The sequence below is a fragment of the Sporomusa aerivorans genome (assembly GCF_041428895.1).
Taxonomy (GTDB): domain Bacteria; phylum Bacillota; class Negativicutes; order Sporomusales; family Sporomusaceae; genus Sporomusa; species Sporomusa aerivorans.
Window position 1 is genome coordinate 3,242,199 of sequence record NZ_CP156926.1, and the last position, 24,323, is coordinate 3,266,521.

Here is a 24,323-nt window from a genome sequence, read left to right on the forward strand (position 1 = left end):
AGCGGAAGTAGCTCAGCGGTAGAGCATCGCCTTGCCAAGGCGAGGGTCGCGAGTTCGAATCTCGTTTTCCGCTCCATAGCGACGGCGGCATAGCCAAGTGGTAAGGCAGAGGTCTGCAAAACCTTTACTCCCCAGTTCAAATCTGGGTGCCGCCTCCACAATAAAAATGGGTCCACATTCCCGCGGTTTTTGTTTATCCTGATGGAAAGTATAACTTTCGCCTGGATAGAAGCAACCTCGGTAGCTTCACCACAAGATCGGTGCAAGCCGTGTTTTCTTTATATTTGCCGGGGTGGCGGAACTGGCAGACGCAACGGACTTAAAATCCGTCGGAAAGAAATTTCCGTACCGGTTCGATTCCGGTCCTCGGCACCATAAAACAGCTTTGCGCTGGACGCAAGGCTGTTTTATCTTTTTAAAGAACGATATAAAAAGTCCCGGAGAGCTTATCATGGGCTCCTGCCGGGACTTTACATTATCGGGCTATTTCCTCACGAATGTTGAGTCCCTGCGATTTCGACAGCTTCAGTAAATTCGGCCAGCTGCGGCAGGCGCTCGCCAAAATGAATAATGGCGGCTAAGATGAGAAAATTGACGGGCATCATATATAATTACCAAAACATCAGCCGTGCGCTAAGGCAAGGCTGATATAAAATTAATAATTTGCTGCTGGTATTCCTGTTTATGGTTAAAAATTGCCATCGCATGGGCGTCCTTAGGGAAGACATACATTTTTTTATAACCAGAGGATGCTGCGTACAGTTGTTCACACATGACCTGGGGCACTAACGCATCAGCTTCCCCGTGAAGAAAAAGGGTGGGAGTTGTTGCTGTTTTTACAGATTGGACAGGGGAAACATCCTGAAAGCGAAAACCGGATTGCCAGTTAGCTGCCAGACTGGAGTACCACAGCAAGAGGCGTATCCAAAATGTGGAGTGCAGGTTTACTGCATTATTAATCTGTTGGGTGAACAGTTCTGTCAAATCTGAATAAGCGCTGTCAGCGACATAAAATTTCACCCGGTGGGTTGATTCATTGATTTCAGCATGCATCAATGCCGTTGCAGCCCCCATAGAGACTCCATGGACGCCGATGATACCACCCGGATTATGCTGTTCTACCCAATCGATCCATTGGTCAAGATCATATCTTTCATAAATACCCCAGGTTACCGATTCACCCCCGCTGGCGCCGCTTGCCCGGGAGTCGTAGACAAGTACGTTATAGCCGGCGCTCCAGTATATCGGTGCATACCAAACTCCCATTAACCGGCTGCTGGCTATGCCGTGCACAAACACAACGGTGTTGTTTGTCGGCTTAGGGTTAGGCAGGTAAGTGCCCTGCAGGATATATCCCTGGCGGGACTTAAAACTTATATTCTGCCAATTTTTATTTTTAATGCCTTCATCCAAGGTTTCCTGAAGAGAATTGAATCTGCGGGCGTCAAAACGGGTGTGCCACACGCAAAATTCTTTATAAAACGCATTGCCGGCTATAAGACCGGCGGCGTTAATGATTATTGATAATACAAACAGGATTGCCAGGAAAACTCCTGTTGTCTGCAGCCATATTTTTTGTTTAAGCGTTCTGGTTTCATAATCTTTGTGCATAAGATTCTCCCGGTATATTTTACACTTATAGAAACTCGGCTTAGGTTTCGGCGCGCAGCACCTCCGTTGATAGTAGCACAACCGGTGACAAACGTCCAGAATACGAGTCTGTCGCATTTAGGGAAGTTTTTTAGGAGAGAGGAGGAAGTAACCGATTTGTGTGGAAATGATTGATATTGCAAATTGCATTCTGTCAGTATAAAGAATCCCCGGCTTAGAATACAAAGCGAGGGTTCTTATATGGAGTGATACTATGCTTGATTCTAAATTATTAATCTGGTCAATGCCATATCTCTTCTGGAATCTGGCGGCTTTTTTGCTTGTCAGGCTGGATAAAAGGCGTGCGTGCAAGAAAGAGTGGCGAATCCGAGAACGCACATTTTTTTTCATTGCGCTGTTTTTTGGCGCAGCCGGTGTGCTGTCTGGTATGTATACTTACCGGCATAAAACCCGACATTGGAGTTTTATCCTGGGTATACCTGTTCTTTTTTTAGTCAATCTGATTTGGGGCTACATTTTATGGAAATAATGACATATATGAACCTTTACGGCTTGCCGGCATACAACCGGCAGCCGTTTTATTTTTACATATCATCGTAAGATTTAACCCAGCAAGCTGGTATTAATTACTAAGCAAAATAGTGCTTTTCTCCCATTCCATTTAACGTAATATATGGTAAAGTAAACTATATAAGTGAGGTGAAATGATGTGTAAAAAGATTATTCTCGTTTTATTTGGAATAATCATTTGTTTCCATGCGGGCGTTTTTGCAGCCGCCAATGAAGCAAAAGGCAAAAATGGTGCGGACAAGAAAATTATTGTCCGCTATGGAATGAAGGGCGATGACGTTAGGGAAGTTCAGGAAAGATTAATTAAATTAGGATTTCTTCAGGGGAAGGCTGACGGAATATTCGGGAAAGCAACCTATGCGGCGATAAAAAGTTTCCAAGTTGCTGCCAAATTAAACGCCGATGGCATTGTTGGCGTTAAGACTATGGAGGCTTTAAAAAAATATAAACCGCCAAGAAAAGATAATAAATCTAAGTCGGCTCAAAGTGTCATACCGAAACCAAATCCATCCTCCAAGCAGCCTAAACCGGTGCCGGGGAGATCCCATCAATCACCGCCCGCTGCAGGCATACCTGCGAATTGGTATCCAATTCATCTGGAAGCGACAGCATATACCCGATTTGATGAGGGCTGTACCGACTTTACATATCGCGGAAACTATGTCCGTCGGGGACTGGCCGCTGTTGATCCCGCTGTTATCCCCTTGGGCAGCAAGCTATATATTCCGGATTACGGTTATGCCGTTGCCGATGACATTGGCGGTGTGATACAAGGATATAAGATAGACCTTGCAATGGAGACGCTGGATGAAGCCTTTGCATATGGACGCCGGCATATAACGGCATATCTGATTAATGAATAAAGTTTCCCTGCTTTATTGTGGACCAGTTATTAACAGCGGGGATATCGTAGGCAATAAGGGTGTTTTGTGATATAATACTCCTGAACATAGTTAACATAATGCTCGATAAGGGAAAGGAGTCGGAAACTATGAGAAACAAGTTAGTTTTAGTAGCAGTACTCATGATAGCATTGCTTGTGACAGCAGGTTGCGGTGGTAGTGATGTCAAACGAGAGGCAGGCTTGTCACCGGAACAGGTAATACATAGGTTCTTCGATGCCGCCAAAGGCAGTCGAATGAGTGAAGCTTCACTCTATGTATCACCAAATTCTATTGCTGACACGAAAACAGTAGTTAAATTTGTCACAGGGCAGACCAGTTCAACAATTAAATATTCGAATTTATTGTCAGTAAAGATTGTTGCCCAACAAGGTAGTTTTGCTGCGGCTGTTGCCACACTGCAACAAGAGCAAAATTCGCTTAATCTGGTAATTAAACCGGTGGGGCTTGAAAAAATTGACGACGAATGGTATATTGTCGATTATGATCAGGCTTTACGCGAAGCCAAATACAAGGTACTTGCACAGTTGCTGAGCCGTATCTAAAATATGCAGAACGAGAGCACTTGAGTTAAGTGCTCTCGTTTTTTCTCCTGTCAGAAACTATAACTTTCCTTCTGGATACGGGCAATCGGCTTTCGCTTTCAACCAAGGCTCAGCGTAAGCTATGTTTCAGGAAGAACGAAAAAGAGTACTTATGTACTCTTTTTTTAACTATTTAACGGGAGGGAACGATGTGCCAAGCCTACGGCCACTTCATTCAGGTTCAAAACACCAACGCCAAAATACACAGCTACGCAAAGGTGTTCACCATGACGGGCGATGCCAATTTTTCCACCCACGTTAAGCCCCACAGCTTTTGCAGAAACTTGTTCCAATGCGTCATGTACAGCTCCGGCGACTGCGCCTTCACCCACATGATTGCTTGGTACCAGATTTTGGCGTTGCGCGGCTACAACAGCTCTTTCGATTATTTTTTTGACGGAAGGGATGTACTCGCCGCCAAAATCGACGGCTACTGACTGGATAGCACGCTTAGCTAGCAATTGACGTGTTTCCTGTTCATCCTGACGTGTCTCGCTTATCGCCATCTTCAGCGCAGCTCGTCCAATATCAATACTGGTTAGTTCTGTCATTACAAATCTCCTATTTTATTCTATATATAATATCCAATAAAGATTTACAGGCAGGGCATAACCTGATCGGATGATTGTCAGCCATAATTTTCCGAACGATACAATCCTATGCTAATCAATATAAAAAGTATTGTCAATGGGGATATATGTAAATTTAATTACCATATTTTGAGAAAAATGCAGGATATTGCCGGCGTATGTTGAAATAGTATGCAAAAATGTAAGGCGGGGTATGCTTATGGGCTTTCTGCAGAAAAAACTGGTGATTATTATTGCGCTGGCATGCGGAATTCTCGCTTATAGTTTTTATTCTTTTATAGAGAAAACTGGCGATGGCCAAAATGTGAATCCGCCGGCGGCGCCCAAAAGCGCTTCCCCTGTTGCCAGGCAAAACGATGCTGACAGTGAAATATTCATTTATGTCAGCGGTGGGGTTATTAAGCCCGGCGTATATAAGCTGTCGCAGGGCAGCCGTGTTGTCGATGTAGTTAATCTGGCCGGAGGCTTTGCCCCTGGTGCGGATGCGGCTAAAATCAATCTGGCGATGCTCCTTAAGGATGAGATGCAAATCCATGTTCCTTATATGAATACGGTCGCGGTGCCAAGCGCCAATGCGCCTCTAGGCAGCAAGACCAGTGGCAATGACGGCGGATTAGTTAATATAAATACGGCATCGAAAACTGAGCTGGATCAATTACCTGGGATTGGGCCAGCTTTGGCTGAACGTATTATTGAATACCGTAATGCCAACGGATCTTTTCGCGACACTGCGGAGCTGAAGAAAGTGCCCGGTATAGGCGAAGCCAAATACAATCAATTTAAAGCCAAAGTAACCATATAGCTATGGTGTTTGCGAATTGTATTATCTATGTTTGCGGCGCCTTTGCTGCGGGTATTTGGCTAGCAGGGATCCGAGACTGGCATGTGCCGACACTGGTAATGCTGGCCATAGTATTACTGTCTGCTGCATTATGGCATGTGCAAAAAAAAATGCAAAATTGTATTTGGCCTTTAACCGGCTTGTTTTTTATTGCCGGTATGATTTATTATTGTCAGGAGATGGTACTGCCGGCTGATGATATCAGCCATTATGCCGGGCAGACAGTAATTGTGGAGGGTATGGTTGACGGCGTGCCGGAAATACATGAAACCGGGATAGGAGGACGGCAGCTAAAATACCTGATTAATGTTGAGACGGTAAAGCCGCTGCGATCTACAAATGCGGTGCGCGCCAGCGGCAAGGTCCGGATATATGTTCATCATAAGGATAACGATAAGGGCAAGCCTGCGGCCTATGGCAATAAAATTGCCGTTAACGGACAACTGCTCGAACTGCATGGATACAATAATCCGGGACAAATCGATATAACCATGTCTTTAAAGCGACAAGGCGTTACTGCGCGTATGTCTGCACAGGCGAAGGACGTTAAGATCGTTGAGGCGCATACTCCGTTCTCTTGGCGTGAACGGCTGAACAGGTGGCAAAACAGCATAATTAAGGCAATGCAAGAGGTAATGCCGGTCAATGATGCTGCTATCATAACGGCCATGTTATTTGGGGGCTATGAAGGGATTGACAAAGATGTCGTTGCCGATTTTACCACGACCGGATTAATACATATTTTATCGGTGTCTGGCGCTCATATGGCGTTAGTGGCGGGAGTGGTAAGATGGTTTAGCAGCCGCATCCGCTTAGGCTCATTGCCAAGCGCGGTTTTGGCAATTATGGCAATCATGATATATGCGGTGATGAGCGGCCTTACACCGCCGGTAATCCGTTCTGCGCTGATGGGACTTATCAGCCTGCTGGCAGTCATGCTTGACCGGGAAAATTATGCTCCTGTTGCGCTCGCGGCAACAGCACTGGTTATGCTCATTTATCAGCCGCTGTTACTGTATGACATTAGTTTTCAATTGTCCCTGGGGGCCACAGCGGGATTGGTACTTTTATATCAGCCGACATTAGCCGCTCTGAAGGGATGGCCGGCCTGGCTGGCAGGACCGCTGGCCGTGACGGTAAGCGCCCAGCTTGGCGTGGTACCATTTATTGCCTGGTACTTTAACAATTTTTCGGTAATATCCTTTGTTGCCAATATCATAATACTGCCTGGTGTAGAACTGATCATCATTCTTGGATTGGCGGGAGTATTTATTTATACAGTTTTTCCGGCAGGAGGGACTGTGATATTTGTGCTCTTAAGTCTAATAACCGGTGGTATCGTTATGCTTACCGCACTGTTGGCATCAGTGCCCTACAGTTCGGTATACATTCCTTCTGTAGGTCCTGCTGGCAGTCTGGTTTTTTATATCGTCTTAGCGTGGGTGTATGGCTGGCGGCCATGGAATATTAAAGGCCCGCGGCAGCTTGCCGGGCAATGGCCGAAGACCAGTATGTTAACCGCTGTAATGATTGTTTTGCTGCTGATAGTCGCAAACTGGTATCCGCATCCTGTAACCGTACATTTTATCGATGTGGGGCAGGGGGATGCCACGCTTGTGATTACTCCCTTGGGTAAGGCTGTGCTGATTGATACCGGAGGCAGTTTCGGCGGCTCAAACTTTGATATTGGCGAGCGGGTGGTTGCGCCTTATCTCAAACACTATGGTGTGACAGCTATCGAATATCTCATTTTGACCCACGGCCATCAGGACCATGCCGGCGGGGCCGCCGGTGTTGCTTCCCATATAAAAATTGCGAATATTATGCTGGCACGGGAAGACTATACCCCTGCTGTCCAGGCACTGCTGCATGGCAGCCACAAGGCAGCGATTATTCCCGCTTATACCGGTCAGGTATTTTCGCTTGACAGAGTAGTATTTACTATTATCCATACTCCCGGTGGCAATGCGAAAGGTAATACGGCAGCTGCAGGAAATGAGGCATCCAGCGTCATCAGAGTCAGTTATGGGCAACACAGTTTTTTGATAACCGGTGATCTGGAGGCAAAGGGTGAAGAGGAACTGCTAACAAAGGAGATTCCTCCGTGTACTGTGCTAAAAGTCGGACACCATGGCTCGGAAACATCAACCACGCTGCCCTTTCTGCAGGCGGTTAATCCAAGTTTCGCCGTTATTTCCGCAGGCTACAACAATCGGTTTGGTCATCCTCACCCGGAAACGTTAGCCCGGCTGACCGATAAACAAAATGCGATAGTGTACCGTACAGACAAGCACGGAGCCATAGTTTTTACTTCTGATGGCACAACAATAGTAGCGGATACTTATGTAAAATGATAAAATACCAAGTGAAAGTTAAGCAAGCTAAGTCCCTTATTAAGGGCGATTTAACTTCAGTGGGGATAAAATTCCACCTCAAGCTAAGTTAACTTTATGAGAAGGTGAAATATGGACTATAAATCTCTAGTTAGTGCTATCAAGCAGAATAACATTGCTGCCATCTACTTACTATACGGTGAGGAAACTTACCAGCTGCGCCAAATTGAGCAGGCGTTGATTGCCGGTATTGTTGCCCCTGAGGACCGGGACATGAACCTCATAGTGTTTGAGAAGGACCCTCCGCCGGAGGAACTTATCAATACTATTGAAACTATACCGTTTTTAGGGGGAAAAAACCTGATTATTGTGCGCGGAGCGGCGTTGTTTAGCGCCGGGCGCAAAGGAAGTTCCGGTGAAGTTCAGGACAAAACGGATGCTGTAACAGAACGGTTAGTTCAACTGTTTGCCAGCATGCCTGCCTACAGCCATGTTGTCTTCATTGCAACTGACAAACCGGATAAACGCCGTAAGATTTATAAAGCAATCGAAAAGAACGGCGTTATTTGTGAGGCTGCTCCTTTAAAAGGTAAGGCGTTGCGCAATTGGCTTACCGAGCGCCTGCGGGAAATAAAAATAAAAATGGCTCCTGAAGCCCAGGAGCATTTGCTGGCGGCTGTTAGCATGATGCCGCAGGTTTCTCTCGATTTCTTAAATAATGAGCTGGAAAAGGTTGTACTGTATACAGCCGGCAAAAGCCTTGTTACCCGCCAGGACTTAACGCAAATTTTATCATCGGTCCCGGAAGTGTCAATATTTACCATGGTAGAAGCGCTGAGTCAAAAACAAACACCGCAAGCCATTACCCTGCTCAGAGAACAATTGACTGCAGGTGAACATCCTGTTAGAATCCTGGCCTTGTTGGCGAGGCAGGTCAGACAGTTATGGCAGGCCAAAGAACTGATGCATAGCGGCTATGGCAGTCGTGAGGTGGCAGAGTACTTTAAAGTTCCAGGCTTTATTGGTGAGAAACTGGTCAAACAAAGTCAGGGGTTCACCAGGGACAAGTTGCAAAAAGCCATGCTCAGTCTGGCAGATGCAGACCGGAGCTTAAAATCAAGCCGTACAGGTCCGGTTGTCCTGGAAAAAATAATAATTGAACTCTGTGAGTAGGCTGTAATGACGCATTGTTGAAGCAGGAGGCCGAACACACAAAGTTTTTAGCAAAACGAAAACCCTGTACACACAAAAGTGAACAGGGTTTCAATCATTTCTAAACTTATTTTGCAGCAGTGGCTTTACGGGCCAGACGGGATTTTTTACGGGCAGCGGCATTTTTATGAATAACGCCCTTGGCGGCTGCTTTGTCGATAACGCTTGCAGCTTGAGTCAGGAGGGTCTTGGCCTCATCTGCTTTACCGGCATGTGCAGCTTCCTCCACTTTACGGGTAGAAGTTTTAATCGCTGATCTTACCGAATAATTGCGGGCACGCCGTTCAGCGTCAGTTTTTACGCTACGCTCAGATGCTTTAATATTTGGCAAGTAATTCACCTCCTTATGTACATATTACTGAACTATTTTAGCATGGCCTACAGGAAAAAGCAAGCAATAAAGTAAACTAACTTGGGTATAGCCTCCTTTTTTTCAGGATAAGATAGGTCTGAACCATTCTGGGTATAAAGGAGAAGGATTTATGGATCAAGTCTTTAATGCAGTAAGAACAGATTTGGCTTTAGAGGCCAGAGAAATGCTGACCAAAAGAGTACAGGAGGAGATTCCCGGAGTCTTGGTTGAAACCAGTGAAGACGACGATGTCGTTATAACCCGTGTAAATATTACTACTCCCGCTGCCGAGAAAATGATGGGAAAAATGCAAGGAAAGTATATTACCATTGAAGCTCCCGGTTTACGGTATAAAAATACCCCTCTGCAGGAAAAAATAATGAAATTTTTGGCTGATGAACTGGTTGCCATGGTTAATCTGCCCCGCAATGCAACTGTCTTAATTGTTGGTCTGGGCAACTGGAATGTTACTCCCGATGCATTAGGGCCGCGGGCTGCACACAAAATCGTTGTCACCCGTCATCTTCAGGAAATGCTGTCACCGGAGCTAAAAGGCGGAGTGCGTTCAGTTTGTGCAATTGCGCCAGGTGTACTTGGCATTACCGGCATGGAAACCGCAGAGATTATCCAGGGAATCGTCAGCAATATTAAACCTAGTTTGGTTATTGCCATAGATGCTTTGGCTGCTGCCTCCAGCCAAAGAGTAATTACCACCGTTCAATTGGCTAATACAGGTATACATCCTGGTTCCGGTGTTGGCAATAAACGGTTTGGCCTGACCCAGTCTTCTCTTGGTGTTCCTGTTATCGCCATTGGCGTACCAACCGTTGTACATGCTTCAACTATTGCTATGGACACCATTAACACCCTGCAGGAACATGCCGCTTTTGGCCGGTACTTCAAAAGCATGGCCAATTTATCAGATCAGGACAGACAAACTATTGTCCGGCAAGTACTGCCGGAAATGCTGGGTGATCTTATGGTAACTCCAAAGGAAGTGGACAGGCTGATTGAAGATATTGCCGCTGTCGTGGCCGGTGGTATAAATCAGGCTATGCATCCCAATATAGATTATGAGAATATTCATATGTATTTACATTAATGTAAAGCTAGTCCGCTAAAAAAGTAATATCTGCCTGCCGCCAGGCATATACATTGTATGTAAACAAAAATAGCAAAGGACAACCAATGTGGGAGTCTGGCGGAGGCGGCAATGGTAACAAGAAAAGAACGCAAACAGAGCACTAAACGCAGGTTATGGTATCACTTCATACATGTTTACAGCACCTCTAAGATTTTTAACATTGTATTAACCGGATTTTTATTAATTGTGGCCTGCGGCTTATTTCTCGGTGTGTATTTTAACCTCACTACCAGCGCGGTCCCGGTAAGCAGTCCGGCTTTCTACGGCTCGCCCCTGACATCGTTTTGGCCGAAAGGAAAGGACGTGCTTATTTGGGGTATTCCCGGCCTGGCGAGAACTACACAGCCGCAAAGTCCTATTGTAATAACCCCCGAGTTGGATGCGGAATCCCTTGGTCAGAAACTAGTAGGGTTTTTCTCGGGTGTTGATTTTAAAGACGTAAAGTCGTTGCTGTCCCAGGAAATGCCTTATATGCAAGTATTCCCTAAGCCAGTTACCCCCACAGTAAGCGCAGCCACTTTACCCAACTTTCCGAAATTTGATGCCAAGGACGTTGTAGTAAATGCCGATAAGCCCTTAGTAGGCATCTATCATACTCATACCGCTGAAGCCTTTATTCCCAACTCCGGAGTTGCCCACCGGCCGGGAGGACAGCGGGGCGATATTGTTGATGTAGGCATAGCCTTGGCCAAGCGCTTGGAAAAAGCCGGAGTGCCGGCGGTTCACAGCGCCGCCATACATGATTACCCGAGTTTTATGAAAGCATATGGACCTTCAGAAGTAACGGCACAAAAAATGTTGGCAGACAATCCGTCTATTCAGATGATTTTCGATATTCACCGGGATGCTGATAAGCGGCAAAACGTAACAGCAGACTATAATGGTGTACAGTTAGCTAAAATAACTATTGTCGTCGCTACCGGGCAACAGGATTTGCCTCAGCCCCACTGGCAGCAAAACCATGCCTTTGCAAAATTGATAGATGCCAAGTTAAATGCAAAATATCCGGGATTATGCCGCGGCATACAACTTGTTGAGTGGCGATACAATCAGCACCTTCACCCCAGGGCGCTTCTTATTGAAGTGGGTTCTCAGGAAAGCAGCAAAGAGGAAGCTGTACGCAGTATAGAAGTTTTCGGCGATGTTTTGGCAGAGATACTGGCTGAAAACCGTTAACAGCAATCAGGAGGTTTTTGTTTACGTGTCGGAACAGGTAAAGCCTGGTGATAGCGGTGTGATTGCCCGTGGCCTCCTGGTACTGGCAGCCATTGTGGTGATAGGTGTGGGAGTGGCTGAACACCAGTTGAATACACTCACACAGCGTCCTGAACAAGAACGGTTCTTTTACATTGGCCGTGATCAGGAGCATGTATATTCAGCCTATGTGTTAGGCCATGGACTATCACTGGGCAATTTATATCCATTATGTACTATTTCCCGCACAGACCATACTGTGGTGCTGCGTTTTGACAAATATGCACTTGTCGTACCCGCCAGGGTAGAAATTAACGGTGTGCAAGTGCTGCATTGGCTTGACATCTGGCGGCAGCAGTTTGTGGAGGAAGCTTTTGCGGTCAAGAAAAAGATTATGGAGTACTGGATAGAGCTTAAGCCTTATATTAAGGCTAACGTTCAAACTCTAAAAGCAGAGGTTCAGAGTATTATTCAACAAATTACCGACTAGCGGCGGGAATTCAGGTAGAGCTTGCAGTTAACGGGCGGCTGATGGTATAATTTATAGAAATATGTAAAAAACCAGATTTATACCAGGGAGGGGCCCCAGTTTGATGGATACAGCACATATTCGCAATTTTTCTATAATCGCCCATATCGACCATGGCAAGTCGACACTTGCAGACCGGTTGCTGGAATATACAGGAGCTCTCTCTGCCCGCGAGATGGAGGACCAGGTTTTAGATCAAATGGAGCTTGAACGCGAGCGTGGCATTACAATCAAGGCTCAGGCCGTCCGGCTGGCATATACTGCAAAAGACGGCGAAAAGTACATGCTTAACCTAATTGACACTCCGGGCCACGTTGATTTTACCTATGAAGTTTCCCGGAGCTTGGCAGCCTGTGAGGGGGCTCTGTTAGTAGTTGATGCTGCCCAGGGAATTGAAGCCCAGACCCTGGCCAATGTCTATCTGGCGCTGGAACATGATTTGGAAATTGTGCCTGTAATTAATAAAATTGATTTGCCAAGTGCTGAGCCCGAAAGGGTTAAAGCCGAAATCGAAGACGTAATCGGTCTGGATACTTCTGATGCCGTTCTGGCGAGTGCAAAAACCGGCACAGGTATTGAAGAAATACTGGAAGCAATTGTGAAAAAGGTGCCGCCGCCTGCCGGTAAGGCTGATGAACCATTAAGCGCACTCATTTTTGACTCGCATTTTGACTCCTATAAGGGTGTAATTGCCTATGTCCGGGTGATGAACGGGCATATCAAGCCGGGAATGAAGATTAAAATGATGGCTACCAATAAAATTTTTGACGTGACTGAGGTAGGAGTATTCAAACCATATCTCGCCAATATTGATGAGTTGGGGCCAGGTCAGGTCGGTTTCGTAGCCGCCAGTATTAAAAATGTAAAAGACACCCGGGTAGGCGACACAATAACAACTGCAGACCGCCCGGTAGCAGAACCGTTGCCGGGGTACCGTAAAATTACGCCGATGGTGTATTGCGGGCTTTATCCGGTTGACAGCTCCGATTATGAGAATTTGCGTGACGCCTTAGAGAAACTTCAGCTTAATGATGCTTCACTTGTCTTTGAGCCGGAAACGTCTATTGCGCTTGGGTTCGGGTTCCGCTGCGGTTTTTTGGGCTTATTGCATATGGATGTTATCCAGGAACGTTTAGAGCGCGAATATAACCTGACGCTTATTACCACTGCGCCAAGCGTTATTTACCGTGTGTTTGAGACCGACGGTGAGATCATTGAGATTGAAAACCCGTCAAAACTGCCGACTGTTCAGGAGATTGACCACATTGAAGAACCGTACGTTAAAGCAACGGTTATTGTCCCCAATGATTATGTCGGGGCAGTGATGGAGCTCTCCCAGGACAAACGCGGTGAATTTAAAGATATGAAATATCTGGATGCCAACCGGGTCATGATAACCTACCACCTGCCGCTCAGCGAAATAATCTTTGACTATTTTGACAAGCTAAAATCTTCAACGCGAGGATATGCATCCCTTGATTATGAACTTTTGGGTTATCAGACTTCAGCGCTTGTTAAACTGGATATTTTGTTAAACGGCGAGCCGGTTGACGCTTTGAGCGTTATCGTTCACCGGGACCGGGCTACCCAGCGTGGGCGTGCACTTGCAGAAAAACTAAAGGGCATCATCCCGAAGCAAATGTTCGAAATCCCTATCCAGGCTGCAATTGGCAACAAAGTAATTGCCCGTGAGACCGTTCGGGCAATGCGCAAAGACGTGCTGGCCAAATGCTATGGCGGTGACATTACCCGTAAACGCAAGCTGCTGGAAAAACAAAAAGAGGGCAAAAAGCGCATGAAGCAGGTCGGTAGTGTAGAAGTTCCCCAGGAAGCATTTATGGCAATTTTAAAGATGGATTAAGGTAAATCGCATGACTAAGCTTGGTTTATATGTTCATATCCCGTTTTGCAGGCAAAAATGCTTGTACTGTGATTTTTCCTCCTACCCGGGAACCGAACATTTATTTTCAGCTTATACTACCGCCTTGTGTCAGCAGATTGCTGACCAGGGCGGTAAGTTATGTAAGCCTGAGGTTGACACAATATATTTAGGCGGCGGTACACCGAGCATACTGCCTGTTCACTTACTGGAACAAATTCTGAAAAGTCTTTTTGCCAGCTTTGCTGTTACCGCCGGGGCGGAAATCAGTATGGAAGCAAACCCTGGTACAATATCCCGGGAGCAGCTATGTTTGTTAAAACAGGCGGGCATAAACAGGCTAAGTTTTGGCGTCCAGTCTTTTGACGATGAGCTGACCGCCCGGTTAGGCCGCATTCATAAAGCGTCCGACAGTATTGCGGCTGTAGAGCATGCATATGATGCGGGTTTTACCAATATCAGCATCGATTTGATGTATGGCCTGCCGGGACAGACGGCAGACGGTTTTCTTAATGAGCTTAAGCTGGCAGCTGCATTACATACCAGTCATGTTTCTGTATACGGTCTTAAGCTCGAGGAAGATACTCCGTTGGCTGCTCTATATGAGCAAGGGAAAATAACGTTGCCGGATGACGAGACAGAGGAAGCTATGTATGATGTCATGACCGAATTTTTGCCAAGCCAAGGCTTACAGCGTTATGAAATTTCTAATTTTGCCCGCAACGGTATGGAATGCCGTCATAACCTAAAATACTGGCATTATCAGCCATATCTCGGACTGGGAGCAGCCGCCCATTCCTTTATAAACAGGCAACGAACAAGCAATGCAGCCGGCATACAAGAGTTCATCGATGTAATCGCGGCTGGCCTGTCTCCGGTCGTTATGAGTGAGACAGTAGGCAGAGGAGACGCTATGGCTGAGTTTATTTTCCTGGCTTTGCGCACAACACGGGGAATGGAACTGGCCGCTTTTGCCAAGCAGTTTTCTGTTGATTTTTTTCATCACTTTGGTAGGAATTTTGAAAAACTACACCGGCAACAACTTGTCCAAGCCGATGATAAGCAAATTTGGCTTACTGAAAGAGGCATGAAGTTTGGCAATGTGGTTTTTAGCAGTTTTTTACCTGATTAGCCTGCCAAGAAACCCCTATACTATCTTGACATTGAGTCCGATGAGTGGTATTTTTTTAGTAGATGTTAGCACTCGATCGATATGAGTGCTAACAACAAGGAGGTGGAGTCGATGTTGGATGGAAGAAAACGGCAAATCTTGCAGGCTATTATTGATGACTATATATCCACCGCAGAACCGGTCGGCTCGCGGACGATTGCCCGTAAATACAATCTGGGAGTTAGTCCGGCCACTATCCGCAATGAAATGGCAGATCTAGAACTGTTGGGCTACCTGGAGCAGCCGCATACTTCGGCCGGCAGAATTCCTTCTGTTAAAGGCTACCGCTTTTATGTCGACTGTTTACTGGCGCCGCCGCAGATTTCTGACCGCGATATTCAGATTATTGACAATTGGTATCAGACCAAGGCTCGCCGGATTGATGAAGTATTTCAGGAGACAGTCAAGATTTTGTCGCGCATGACCCGCAATGTGTCCATGGTGCTGGCGCCGCAAGTCTCGCAGTGTACCTTTAAATACCTGCAGTTTTTGCCGCTGGATGAACGCAGGTCAATTGTCGTCATTGTCACCGATACCGGGCTTTTAGAAAACAAAATCATCGAAATACCGGAAGGGCTGAACCATGAAGAATTGAGCCGCGTAGCCAATGCGATTAATTCGCACCTGGGGGGGCTTTCTGTTGACCGGATAACCGCACCGGTGTTGCAAGATATTCAAAATGACATCCTGCCTGACCCTGCCTTATATGAAAGAGCAATCACCTTACTTAAGCATATTCTTACCGGCGAGAAAAATGAGAAAGTTTATCTTGGCGGCACGACTCAGATGTTGAACCAGCCCGAATTCAGGGATGTGGATAAGGTCAAAGGCTTGCTAACCATGCTGGAAGAAGACCGCTTATTGTGTGATATTCTTCATATGGCAAACAATGATGGTATAGTTGTAACCATTGGTCAGGAGAATAAATATACAGGCATCCATGACTGCAGTGTTGTCCAGGCTACTTACCGTATTGACGGTCAGGTGGTAGGGACTGTTGCCGTGCTTGGTCCGACCCGGATGGAATATGGTAAAACCATGTCTGTGTTAAAATTTATGCAGCGCCATTTGGGAGAAATTTTGGAAAAGTACAAAGTACTATAGATGGGAGGAACTACATGAATTTAAAGCAAGCTGGCAGCGGTGCCGATGTCGACGAACGACTGGCAGCCTTATTAACCAATGCCAATGCTGTCCGGGCAATTACGGCTGCCGTTGAGGGCACAATCGGTCCTAAAGGGCTGGATACTATGCTTGTTGACCGTTTTGGTGAAGTTATCATTACTAATGATGGCGTTACTATCTTAGATAAGATGGATGTTAATCATCCGGCGGCAAAAATGCTTATCAATACAGCCAAGGCTCAACAAGCCGAAGTAGGGGATGGCACTACGACAACTACTATTATGGCCGGGAGTCTGGTGGCCGAGGGAGTAAATCAAGTCATGCGCGGCGTGCCTGTCGCCCGGGTAATTGAAGGTATAAAATACGGTGTGGCCCGGGTTCTGGAGGGAGTTAAAGAACGTGCCCGCTCTATTACCGAAGTCGATGATCCCATCTTACGCAGTATTGCCATGATTGCCGGACGGGAACACGAGGATATTGCCGATTTGGTTGTGGAAGCGGCAAAACTGATCGGGGTTGAAAAACTTACTGAGCATAACTTTAAACTATCTGATATCATTACTGCTGAAGCCGGTGCTGATAACGAAGTTTTTCTGGGAGTTATTGTTGATCAGGAGCGTATGACCCAGGAAATGCCTGAAGAAGTTAGAAATGCCAGGCTGCTTTTGATTGATGATGCCCTGGAGCCGGAAGAGATTGAAGATGAGGCTCTGAGCACAGAAGCAGGCTTTAAACGCTATATAGAACTGCAGGATGAGTTTAAAACCAATGTGCAGAAAATTGTCGACTTGGGTATCAATGTTGTCATGGTTGACAGGGGTGTACATAGCGCAGCCGAGGAACTGCTCACAGACGCAAATGTCATGGTAATCGAACGGGTATCTGCAAAAGATCTGCGACGGGTGGCTGACCACACCGGAGCACGCATGATAAAAAGGACCGGCCTCAAAAAAGAACCGGTTGATATTGAGAAATATCTAGGTGCCGCTGAAAAAGTATATCAGGATGAAAAGCTTGAACAAGTCCGTGTTATTGGCGGTAATGGCAAACCTATGGCTACCATCTTGGTAGGAGCGGCTACTGAAGAAGTGGTAGGCGAGAGGGAACGAATCGCCAAAGACGCCGCGTCCAGTGTGCAGGCTGCTGTGAAAGGCGGCTATGTGCCGGGCGGTGGTTCTATTGAAATTGCAATGGCGCGGAAGGTTAACAAATACCGGGAAAATCTCAAAGGCATGGCTGCTTATGGTCTTGATTGCGTGGCCAACGCTCTCAAACAGCCTTTATCACAGATCGTGGAGAATGCCGGCTTTAATCCGCTGGAAAAGGTGGAAGACGCAGTTACTGCCCAGGCCGCGCAAAATTGTGATTCGCTGGGAGTCGACTGTGACACCGGTGAGGTGACCGATATGCTGACGCGGGGGGTTATCGACCCGGTTCCGGTAAAATTGCATGCTATCAAGGCAGCAGGAGAAGTAGCTGTAGCTATTTTACGCATAGATACTATTATTAAGAAGAAAGAAGAAGGCGCCAATGCGCAAAAAGCCGGCGGCGCCGATAATGGTATGCCTGATTTCTAACAATTGGAGGTGGAGAATATGACAAAAAAAGAGCAGGAACAAGGACAGAAAGATATCCAAGAGGAAATCGCGACAGAGAAAACGGTTTCCGAAGATAATCCGGAAATTTGTTTTCAGCCTGATGCTATAAATCAATTTATGACAGCATTGGATGAAAAAAGCCGCCTTCTCGACGAGATGACTGACAGGTATAAACGGCTACAGGCTGATTTTGACAATTTCCGCCGGCGGACCCGCCAGGAAAAAGAAGAATTGTCAGCCGTTGTAGCTGAGCGGATTGTTTGCGAACTGCTGCCTGTTGTTGATAATTTTGAACGGGCGACAGCCAGTACTGCGACTGATGTGGAAACATTGTCCACGGGAGTGCAGATGATTTTCCGGCAATTAAATAATGCCTTGTGTCAGTTGGGTGTAGAACCGATTAATGCAGTGGGAAATTTGTTTGACCCAACGCAGCATGAAGCGGTAATGCGGGTGGAAGACGCCTGCCAGCCTGAGGGCATGATTGTGGAAGAGCTGCAAAAAGGCTACAAAATTAACGGACGGACAGTCCGTCCCAGTATGGTAAAAGTAGTAGGAAATTAATTAAGGTTATTTACTTAAGGAGGAAATTAACGATGGCAAAAGTAATTGGTATTGACCTTGGTACTACCAACTCATGTGTGGCTGTAATGGAAGGCGGCGAGCCTGTTGTAATTCCAAATCCGGAGGGAAGCCGTATTACCCCTTCAGTAGTAGGTTTTTCCAAAAATGGCGAACGTCTGATCGGACAAATCGCCAAACGTCAGGCCGTATCGAATCCTGATGGCACTGTCAGCTCTATCAAACGCCATATGGGAACAACATATAAAGTTAATATTGAAGGCAAGGACTACACACCGCAGGAAATTTCGGCTATGATTCTGCAGAAGCTTAAAGCAGACGCCGAGGCTTATCTGGGCGAAAAAGTTACCCAGGCTGTTATTACTGTTCCTGCCTACTTTACTGACAGCCAGCGCCAGGCTACCAAAGACGCCGGTGCAATCGCCGGCCTTGAAGTACTCCGTATTATTAATGAACCTACGGCTGCTTCGCTGGCCTATGGGATGGATAAAGGCAATGACCACACTATTTTGGTATATGACTTAGGCGGCGGCACCTTTGACGTATCTATCCTTGAGTTGGGAGACGGCGTCTTCGAAGTTAAAGCAACCAGCGGCAACAACCGTCTGGGCGGTGACGACTTTGACGAGCGCGTTATGAACTGGCTGGTTGCCGAATTCAAAAAGGAACAAGGAATTGACCTGTCAAACGACCGCATGGCTATGCAGCGTCTGAAAGAAGCTGCCGAAAAAGCCAAAATTGAATTATCAGGCGTTCTTACCACCAATATTAACCTCCCGTTCATTACCGCCGATCAAACAGGTCCAAAACATCTTGACCTAAACTTAAGCCGGGCAAAATTTGATGAACTTACTGCCGATCTGGTTGAAGCTACCATGGGCCCAACCCGTCAGGCTTTAAGCGATGCCGGTTTAACGGCGAAAGATATTGAAAAAGTAATTCTTGTCGGCGGTTCGACCCGTATCCCGGCAGTTCAGGAGGCCATTAAAAAATCGCTGGGTAAAGAACCGCATAAAGGTATTAATCCTGACGAGTGCGTTGCTGTGGGGGCAGCTATTCAGGCAGGCGTGCTTGTCGGCGAAGTTAAAGACGTATTACTGCTCGACGTAACGCCGCTTTCCCTTGGCATCGAAACGTTAGGCGGGGTATTTACCAAGATTATCGATCGTAATACTACGATTCCGACATCGAAGAGCCAAACTTTTTCGACGGCTGCCGATAATCAGCCTTCTGTTGATATCCATGTTCTGCAGGGCGAACGCGAAATGGCTTCGTACAATAAGACCCTGGGCCGTTTTGAACTCTCGGGCATTCCGCCTGCTCCCCGTGGCGTACCCCGTATTGAAGTTACCTTTGATATCGATGCCAACGGTATTGTCCATGTATCCGCCAAAGATTTAGGCACGGGCAAAGAGCAGAAGATTACCATCACTTCTTCCGGCGGTCTTGATAAAGACGAAGTAGCAAGAATGGTCAAGGAAGCCGAGTCACATGCCGCTGACGATAAAAAACGCAAGGAAGAAGTAGAAGTACGCAACAATGCCGATTCTTTGGTATATAATGCAGAGAAAACCATTAAAGAATTTGGCGATAAAGCAGATAAAGCCCTTGTGGAAAAAGTCCAGCAGGCTGCTGATAAATTGAGAGAATCTTTAAAAGGCAGCGATATTGAGGCCATTAAGACAGATACCGAAGCTCTTACCAAACCGCTTTATGAATTATCTGCTGCCATGTATCAGGCCAATGCTCCGGCTGAGGGGGCCCAGCCTAGTGGTCCGCAAGACGGCGCACAGGGAGCGCCTAATGATGACAAAGTTGTTGACGCTGAGTATAAAGTAATGGATGATGACAAGAAATAAAAAAGTTTGGGATGGTGTGAAGTGAGTAAGCGAGACTATTATGAAGTGCTGGGTGTAGCCAAGAATGCGTCTGAAGACGAGTTGAAAAAGGCGTATCGCAAACTGGCCCGCAAGTACCATCCTGACGTAAATCGCGATAACCCCAAAGAAGCCGAGGAAAAGTTTAAGGAAGTCAATGAAGCTTATGAAATTCTATCCAATGCTGAGCGCCGGGCGCAGTATGACCAATTTGGTCATGCTGCGTTCGATGCCGCTAGCGGCGGCGGTGGCTTCGGCGGTTTTGGCGGTAGCGCCGGCGCCGGTGGATTTTCTGATATTTTTGACATGTTTTTTGGTCAGGCGGGCTTCGGGTTTGGTGGCGGACGGCAGAACGGGCCTGAGCGTGGGGCCGATTTACGATATGATATGGAGATTAGTTTTGAGGAAGCCGCTTTTGGTTTAGAAACCGAAATTCAGATACCGCGGACGGAAGATTGCAGCGCATGCCAGGGATCGGGTGCTGCGCCGGGAACACATCCTGAAACCTGTCCTGACTGCCGGGGGACCGGCCAGGTTCAGGTTACGCAGAATACCCCGTTTGGACGAATGGTAAATGTCAGAACCTGTGAACGTTGCCACGGGGAAGGCAAAATAGTCAAGACACCGTGTACGGAGTGTAGTGGACGGGGTAAAAACCGAGTCAAACGAAAAATTAAAATCAAAATTCCCGCCGGTGTTGACAATGGTTCACGACTTAGGGTGGCCCATGAAGGCGAAGCAGGACAACGCGGCGGCTCTCCCGGGGACTTATATGTTTATCTTTTCGTAAAACCGCACAAACTGTTTACACGGGAAGGCAATGAAGTTATCTGCGAAGTTCCGATTAATTTTGTGCAGGCAACCCTGGGCGATGAAATTGAAGTGCCAACCCTTGACGGCAAAGTCAAGCTTAAAATACCGGAGGGTACACAAACAGGCACAGTTTTTCGCATAAAAGATAAAGGAATACCCCATTTGCGCGGTCATGGACGCGGCGATCAGCATGTCCGGGTGAAATTAATTACTCCGAAAAAACTGTCTGACCGCCAGAAAGAACTTTTACAAGAGTTTGCTAAAGCCGGCGGCGCAGAGCCGACGGCTGAAGAAAAAGGCTTCTTTAAAAAGTTTAAAGATGCCTTTGGTGTGTAATGTAATTGGCTAATTGAAGTTTAAGGGGCGATGGCGCATGAAATGGGCTGAAATCAGCATTCAAACCTCCCATGAGGCTACGGAAGCAGTAGCCGATATTTTCCATGACCTGGGCGCAAGCGGGGTTGTAATCGAAGACCCCGAACTAATCAATAGCTACCGGCGTTCAGGAAGCTGGGATTATTGCGACATCCCCGAGGAATTGGATACAGAGGTTGTAACTATTAAAGCATATTTGCCTGTTGATGATCTTCTGGATGACAAACTGCGAGTTTTTGAAGACCGTGTCAACAGGTTGCAGGAACATAATCTTGACAAAGGCCGCGGCTGCATTAACTGCCGGGAAGTCCAGGAAGAAGACTGGGCTTCTTCCTGGAAAGAATATTTTCATCCTGTAAGGGTAAGCGAACATATTGTCATAAAGCCGTCCTGGGAAGAATATTTGCCGGTAGAAGGCGATATTGTTATCGAGTTGGATCCAGGCATGGCTTTTGGAACAGGAACTCATCATACGACTGCGATGTGCGTTCGTTTTTTGGAAGAGGTAATCAAGCCGGCAGATACTGTTTTTGATGTCGGCACCGGTTCCGGCATATTGGCTGTGGCTGCGGCCAAGCTGGGGGCTGCCCGGGTCCGCGGGGTTGATCTGGATTCGGTGGCTGTGAGAGTTGCTAAAGAAAATGCAGCATTCAATAAAGTCACGGAGACTGTTGATATTACCCAGGGCGATTTGCTGACCGGTGTGGATGGAACAGCAAATGTCATTGTTGCCAATATAATTGCTGATATTATTATCAAAATGCTGCCTGACGTCAAAAAACGGCTGGAAAAAAACGGCCTGTTTATTGCGAGCGGAATTATTACCGAACGTTTGAGTGATGTCACGGCAGCGCTTATTGAACACGGATTTGTGGTTGACAAAGTTACTGAAGAGGGCGGCTGGGCAGCCATTTTGGCTGGCAGCGACTGCCGCTAGGAGGCGCTTGGATGCGCCGTTTCTTTATAAATACGCCAGTCAGTGAAATAATGGCAATTACCGGTGATGATGCCAGGCATATTGCTATGGTATTAAGACTTACTCCCGGTGACAGGGTTTTGTTAACCGGTGCCGACGGCAAAGGCTGCATAGCCGAAATTACCCAGGCTAACGCAACGCTTGTTCAGCTCAAATGGCTGGAAACGGTTGAAGATAACACAGAACCACCTTTGGCGGTCTACTTGGTCCAAGGATTAGCCAAAGGTGAAAAAATGGATTTTATCGTGCAAAAGGCGGTTGAACTCGGAGTCTATGGAATAATTCCCGCAGCGACCGAACACTGTGTGGTTAAATATGATGCGGCTAAAAAGGCCGATCGGGTCACGCGCTGGCAAAAAATTGCCCGTGAAGCCGCAAAGCAATGCGGCAGGAGTCATATTCCACATATTTACCCTGTAATGGCTCTTAACGATATATTTGCAAACTCGGAATTTGCTTCTGTACATAAAATTATGCTGTACGAAGGACAAGCTGCTGAGGGTTTGAAACAGGTGCTTGCCGCAGGCAAGAAGCAAGCTTGCATGCTATTTATCGGGCCTGAGGGCGGTTTTAGTTCCGGTGAGGTTAATTTATGTCAGCAGCATGGAGCCAAAATTGTTTCTATGGGGCCGCGGATCATGCGGACCGAAACAGCAGCGCTGGCTGCTTTAGTTTCGGTAATGTATGAATGTGGTGATTTGGGGGGCTCGTAATGCGGCAAGTGGCGTTTACAACACTGGGATGTAAAGTAAACCAGTTCGAGACAGAAGTTATGGAAGGCCTTTTTAAGTCGCGCGGCTATGAAGTGGTTAGCTTTGACCGACAAGCCGATGTTTATGTTATAAATACTTGTTCAGTAACCAATCTGGGTGAAAAAAAATCACGGCAGCTTATCCGGCGGGCCAGCCGCCAAAACACGAATGCTGTTATTGCCGTTGCCGGCTGTTACTCGCAAATTTCGCCGGATCAAGTAGCACAGATAGAAGGCGTAGATGTCATTGTTGGCACACAGGACAGGGCCAGAATTGTGGATTTGGTCGAGGCTGTTCTGGCTAACAACCGTACAGTGCAGGTTAACGCTGTTGCCGATATTATGCAGGCCAGTGAATTTGAAGATATACCGCTTTTCTCGATACCGGGACGGACGCGGGCCTTTTTAAAAATCCAGGAAGGCTGCTCTAACTTTTGTACTTACTGCATTATTCCCTATGCTCGCGGGCCGCTTCGTTCCCGAGCTTTAGCCAGTATAGCAGTTGAGACTGAAAAGCTGGTGAACGCCGGTTTTAGCGAAGTTGTACTTACCGGCATCCATCTAGGTGCTTTTGGACGCGATTTATCCCTCGATGGAAAGGAAATCTCGCTTGTAGATGCGGTTGATGCTGTTTTAACTGCCGGCAATAAAGGGCTTAAGCGTCTTAGGTTAGGCTCATTAGAATCCATTGAGGTATCTGAAAGCTTAATTTCTTTAATGCAAACAGATCCGCGTCTTTGCCTGCATCTGCATTTGCCGCTGCAATCCGGCAATGACAAGATTTTAAAAGCCATGAACAGGCACTATACAACCAGTGAATACCGCGATTTAATTACAGGCATAAAATCTCGCCTGCCTGGGTTAGCTGCAACGACCGATATCATTGTTGGCTTTCCCGGAGAGAGTGAAGAGCTGTTTGAGAGTACGTTAGCTTTTATACGCACAATGGCATTTGCCAAAATCCACGTCTTTCCTTACTCCCGCCGTACAGGCACTCCCGCTGCCAGGCTTCCCGGACAGATACCGGAGTTTGAAAAAAAACGACGGGTACAACAGCTGCAGAATCTCGCCGATGTACAAAGCAGAACTTTTTGCGAGTCATTCATTGACCGGGAATTAGATGTCTTGATGGAAACAAGTGAACCGGAGGGTGTGATTTCCGGTTTGACAGGCAATTACATACGCGTATATACATGTGGCGCTCAGGAAAGTATTGGTCAAATACATCCTGTCAGGCTTGAACGATTATATAAAGACGGGCTTTGGGGGAGAATGATATGAATAAATTTCTCCTTTACCATATTTTCGGCAGGA

22 protein-coding genes and 3 tRNA genes are annotated in these 24,323 nt (G+C 46.7%); 22 read left to right on the forward strand and 3 right to left on the reverse strand.

The features are described 5' to 3' along the window. Window position 1: 1 nt before the first annotated feature. From SATMO3_RS15335 to SATMO3_RS15345, 3 genes are all read left to right on the forward strand, one after another. Window positions 2-76 (forward strand) — tRNA-Gly (locus tag SATMO3_RS15335). Window positions 77-83: 7 nt separating this feature from the next. Continuing rightward, window positions 84-158 (forward strand) — tRNA-Cys (locus SATMO3_RS15340). A 128-nt stretch (window positions 159-286) separates the two neighbouring features. Beyond that, window positions 287-375: transfer RNA gene (locus SATMO3_RS15345), tRNA-Leu, on the forward strand. A gap of 258 nt (window positions 376-633) precedes the next feature. Here the strand turns inward: SATMO3_RS15345 and SATMO3_RS15350 are convergent. After that, entirely contained in the window at window positions 634-1,611 is a 978-nt protein-coding gene (locus tag SATMO3_RS15350) for an alpha/beta fold hydrolase (protein ID WP_371381640.1), read from the reverse strand. 253 nt (window positions 1,612-1,864) lie between these two features. Here SATMO3_RS15350 and SATMO3_RS15355 point away from each other — a divergent pair, with 253 nt between their 5' ends. The 3 genes from SATMO3_RS15355 (at window position 1,865) to SATMO3_RS15365 (ending at window position 3,628) form a co-directional block, all read left to right on the forward strand. Then, complete coding sequence (locus SATMO3_RS15355) at window positions 1,865-2,140, forward strand: DUF1294 domain-containing protein (RefSeq protein WP_371381641.1); 276 nt, start codon at window positions 1,865-1,867, stop codon at window positions 2,138-2,140. 175 nt (window positions 2,141-2,315) lie between these two features. Beyond that, on the forward strand, window positions 2,316-3,044 hold the full coding sequence (locus SATMO3_RS15360) for a peptidoglycan-binding protein (protein WP_371381642.1): 729 nt from the start codon (window positions 2,316-2,318) through the stop codon (window positions 3,042-3,044). Window positions 3,045-3,172: 128 nt separating this feature from the next. Further along, a complete protein-coding gene (locus tag SATMO3_RS15365; RefSeq protein ID WP_371381643.1) occupies window positions 3,173-3,628 on the forward strand; it encodes a hypothetical protein in 456 nt (151 codons plus the stop codon). Between the two features lie 164 nt (window positions 3,629-3,792). Here SATMO3_RS15365 and SATMO3_RS15370 read toward each other — a convergent pair whose 3' ends face one another. Next, entirely contained in the window at window positions 3,793-4,218 is a 426-nt protein-coding gene (locus SATMO3_RS15370) for a HutP family protein (RefSeq protein WP_371381644.1), read from the reverse strand. Window positions 4,219-4,456: 238 nt separating this feature from the next. Here SATMO3_RS15370 and SATMO3_RS15375 point away from each other — a divergent pair, with 238 nt between their 5' ends. From SATMO3_RS15375 to holA, 3 genes are all read left to right on the forward strand, one after another. Then, window positions 4,457-5,059 carry a helix-hairpin-helix domain-containing protein gene (locus SATMO3_RS15375; protein ID WP_371381645.1) on the forward strand — a complete coding sequence of 201 codons (603 nt, stop codon included), beginning with the start codon at window positions 4,457-4,459 and terminating at the stop codon, window positions 5,057-5,059. An 83-nt stretch (window positions 5,060-5,142) separates the two neighbouring features. Continuing rightward, window positions 5,143-7,452, forward strand: coding sequence for a DNA internalization-related competence protein ComEC/Rec2 (locus SATMO3_RS15380; RefSeq protein WP_371381646.1), 2,310 nt, complete (start codon window positions 5,143-5,145; stop codon window positions 7,450-7,452). 111 nt (window positions 7,453-7,563) lie between these two features. Beyond that, on the forward strand, window positions 7,564-8,604 hold the full coding sequence (gene holA / locus SATMO3_RS15385; RefSeq protein ID WP_371370621.1) for a DNA polymerase III subunit delta: 1,041 nt from the start codon (window positions 7,564-7,566) through the stop codon (window positions 8,602-8,604). A 106-nt stretch (window positions 8,605-8,710) separates the two neighbouring features. On the opposite strand, the gene rpsT is transcribed toward holA, so the two are convergent. After that, a complete protein-coding gene (gene rpsT / locus SATMO3_RS15390; protein ID WP_371370622.1) occupies window positions 8,711-8,974 on the reverse strand; it encodes a 30S ribosomal protein S20 in 264 nt (87 codons plus the stop codon). Window positions 8,975-9,125: 151 nt separating this feature from the next. Between rpsT and gpr the strand changes: the two genes are divergently transcribed. The 13 genes from gpr (at window position 9,126) to mtaB (ending at window position 24,290) form a co-directional block, all read left to right on the forward strand. After that, window positions 9,126-10,097, forward strand: coding sequence for a GPR endopeptidase (gene gpr / locus SATMO3_RS15395; protein WP_371370624.1), 972 nt, complete (start codon window positions 9,126-9,128; stop codon window positions 10,095-10,097). Window positions 10,098-10,208: 111 nt separating this feature from the next. After that, window positions 10,209-11,315, forward strand: a complete 1,107-nt coding sequence (spoIIP, locus tag SATMO3_RS15400) for a stage II sporulation protein P (protein ID WP_371370625.1) — start codon at window positions 10,209-10,211, stop codon at window positions 11,313-11,315. Window positions 11,316-11,340: 25 nt separating this feature from the next. Next, window positions 11,341-11,823 carry a hypothetical protein gene (locus SATMO3_RS15405; protein ID WP_371370626.1) on the forward strand — a complete coding sequence of 161 codons (483 nt, stop codon included), beginning with the start codon at window positions 11,341-11,343 and terminating at the stop codon, window positions 11,821-11,823. 103 nt (window positions 11,824-11,926) lie between these two features. Beyond that, entirely contained in the window at window positions 11,927-13,723 is a 1,797-nt protein-coding gene (gene lepA, locus SATMO3_RS15410; RefSeq protein WP_371381724.1) for a translation elongation factor 4, read from the forward strand. 10 nt (window positions 13,724-13,733) lie between these two features. Next, window positions 13,734-14,873, forward strand: coding sequence for a radical SAM family heme chaperone HemW (hemW, locus tag SATMO3_RS15415; RefSeq protein ID WP_371370627.1), 1,140 nt, complete (start codon window positions 13,734-13,736; stop codon window positions 14,871-14,873). Window positions 14,874-14,984: 111 nt separating this feature from the next. Next, window positions 14,985-16,016, forward strand: a complete 1,032-nt coding sequence (gene hrcA / locus SATMO3_RS15420) for a heat-inducible transcriptional repressor HrcA (protein WP_371370628.1) — start codon at window positions 14,985-14,987, stop codon at window positions 16,014-16,016. Window positions 16,017-16,030: 14 nt separating this feature from the next. After that, window positions 16,031-17,614 (forward strand): TCP-1/cpn60 chaperonin family protein, encoded by a 1,584-nt coding sequence (locus SATMO3_RS15425; RefSeq protein WP_371370629.1) that lies wholly within the window; start codon window positions 16,031-16,033, stop codon window positions 17,612-17,614. Between the two features lie 18 nt (window positions 17,615-17,632). Then, window positions 17,633-18,199 (forward strand): nucleotide exchange factor GrpE, encoded by a 567-nt coding sequence (gene grpE / locus SATMO3_RS15430; RefSeq protein WP_371370630.1) that lies wholly within the window; start codon window positions 17,633-17,635, stop codon window positions 18,197-18,199. Between the two features lie 32 nt (window positions 18,200-18,231). Further along, a complete protein-coding gene (gene dnaK, locus SATMO3_RS15435) occupies window positions 18,232-20,076 on the forward strand; it encodes a molecular chaperone DnaK (RefSeq protein WP_371370631.1) in 1,845 nt (614 codons plus the stop codon). Window positions 20,077-20,097: 21 nt separating this feature from the next. Next, entirely contained in the window at window positions 20,098-21,243 is a 1,146-nt protein-coding gene (gene dnaJ / locus SATMO3_RS15440; RefSeq protein ID WP_371370632.1) for a molecular chaperone DnaJ, read from the forward strand. Between the two features lie 37 nt (window positions 21,244-21,280). Beyond that, window positions 21,281-22,219, forward strand: coding sequence for a 50S ribosomal protein L11 methyltransferase (gene prmA / locus SATMO3_RS15445; protein WP_371370633.1), 939 nt, complete (start codon window positions 21,281-21,283; stop codon window positions 22,217-22,219). Window positions 22,220-22,230: 11 nt separating this feature from the next. Further along, complete coding sequence (locus SATMO3_RS15450; RefSeq protein WP_371370634.1) at window positions 22,231-22,971, forward strand: 16S rRNA (uracil(1498)-N(3))-methyltransferase; 741 nt, start codon at window positions 22,231-22,233, stop codon at window positions 22,969-22,971. Beyond that, entirely contained in the window at window positions 22,971-24,290 is a 1,320-nt protein-coding gene (gene mtaB, locus SATMO3_RS15455) for a tRNA (N(6)-L-threonylcarbamoyladenosine(37)-C(2))-methylthiotransferase MtaB (protein ID WP_371370635.1), read from the forward strand. The genes SATMO3_RS15450 and mtaB overlap by 1 nt, the downstream gene beginning before the upstream one ends. Window positions 24,291-24,323: the final 33 nt, after the last annotated feature.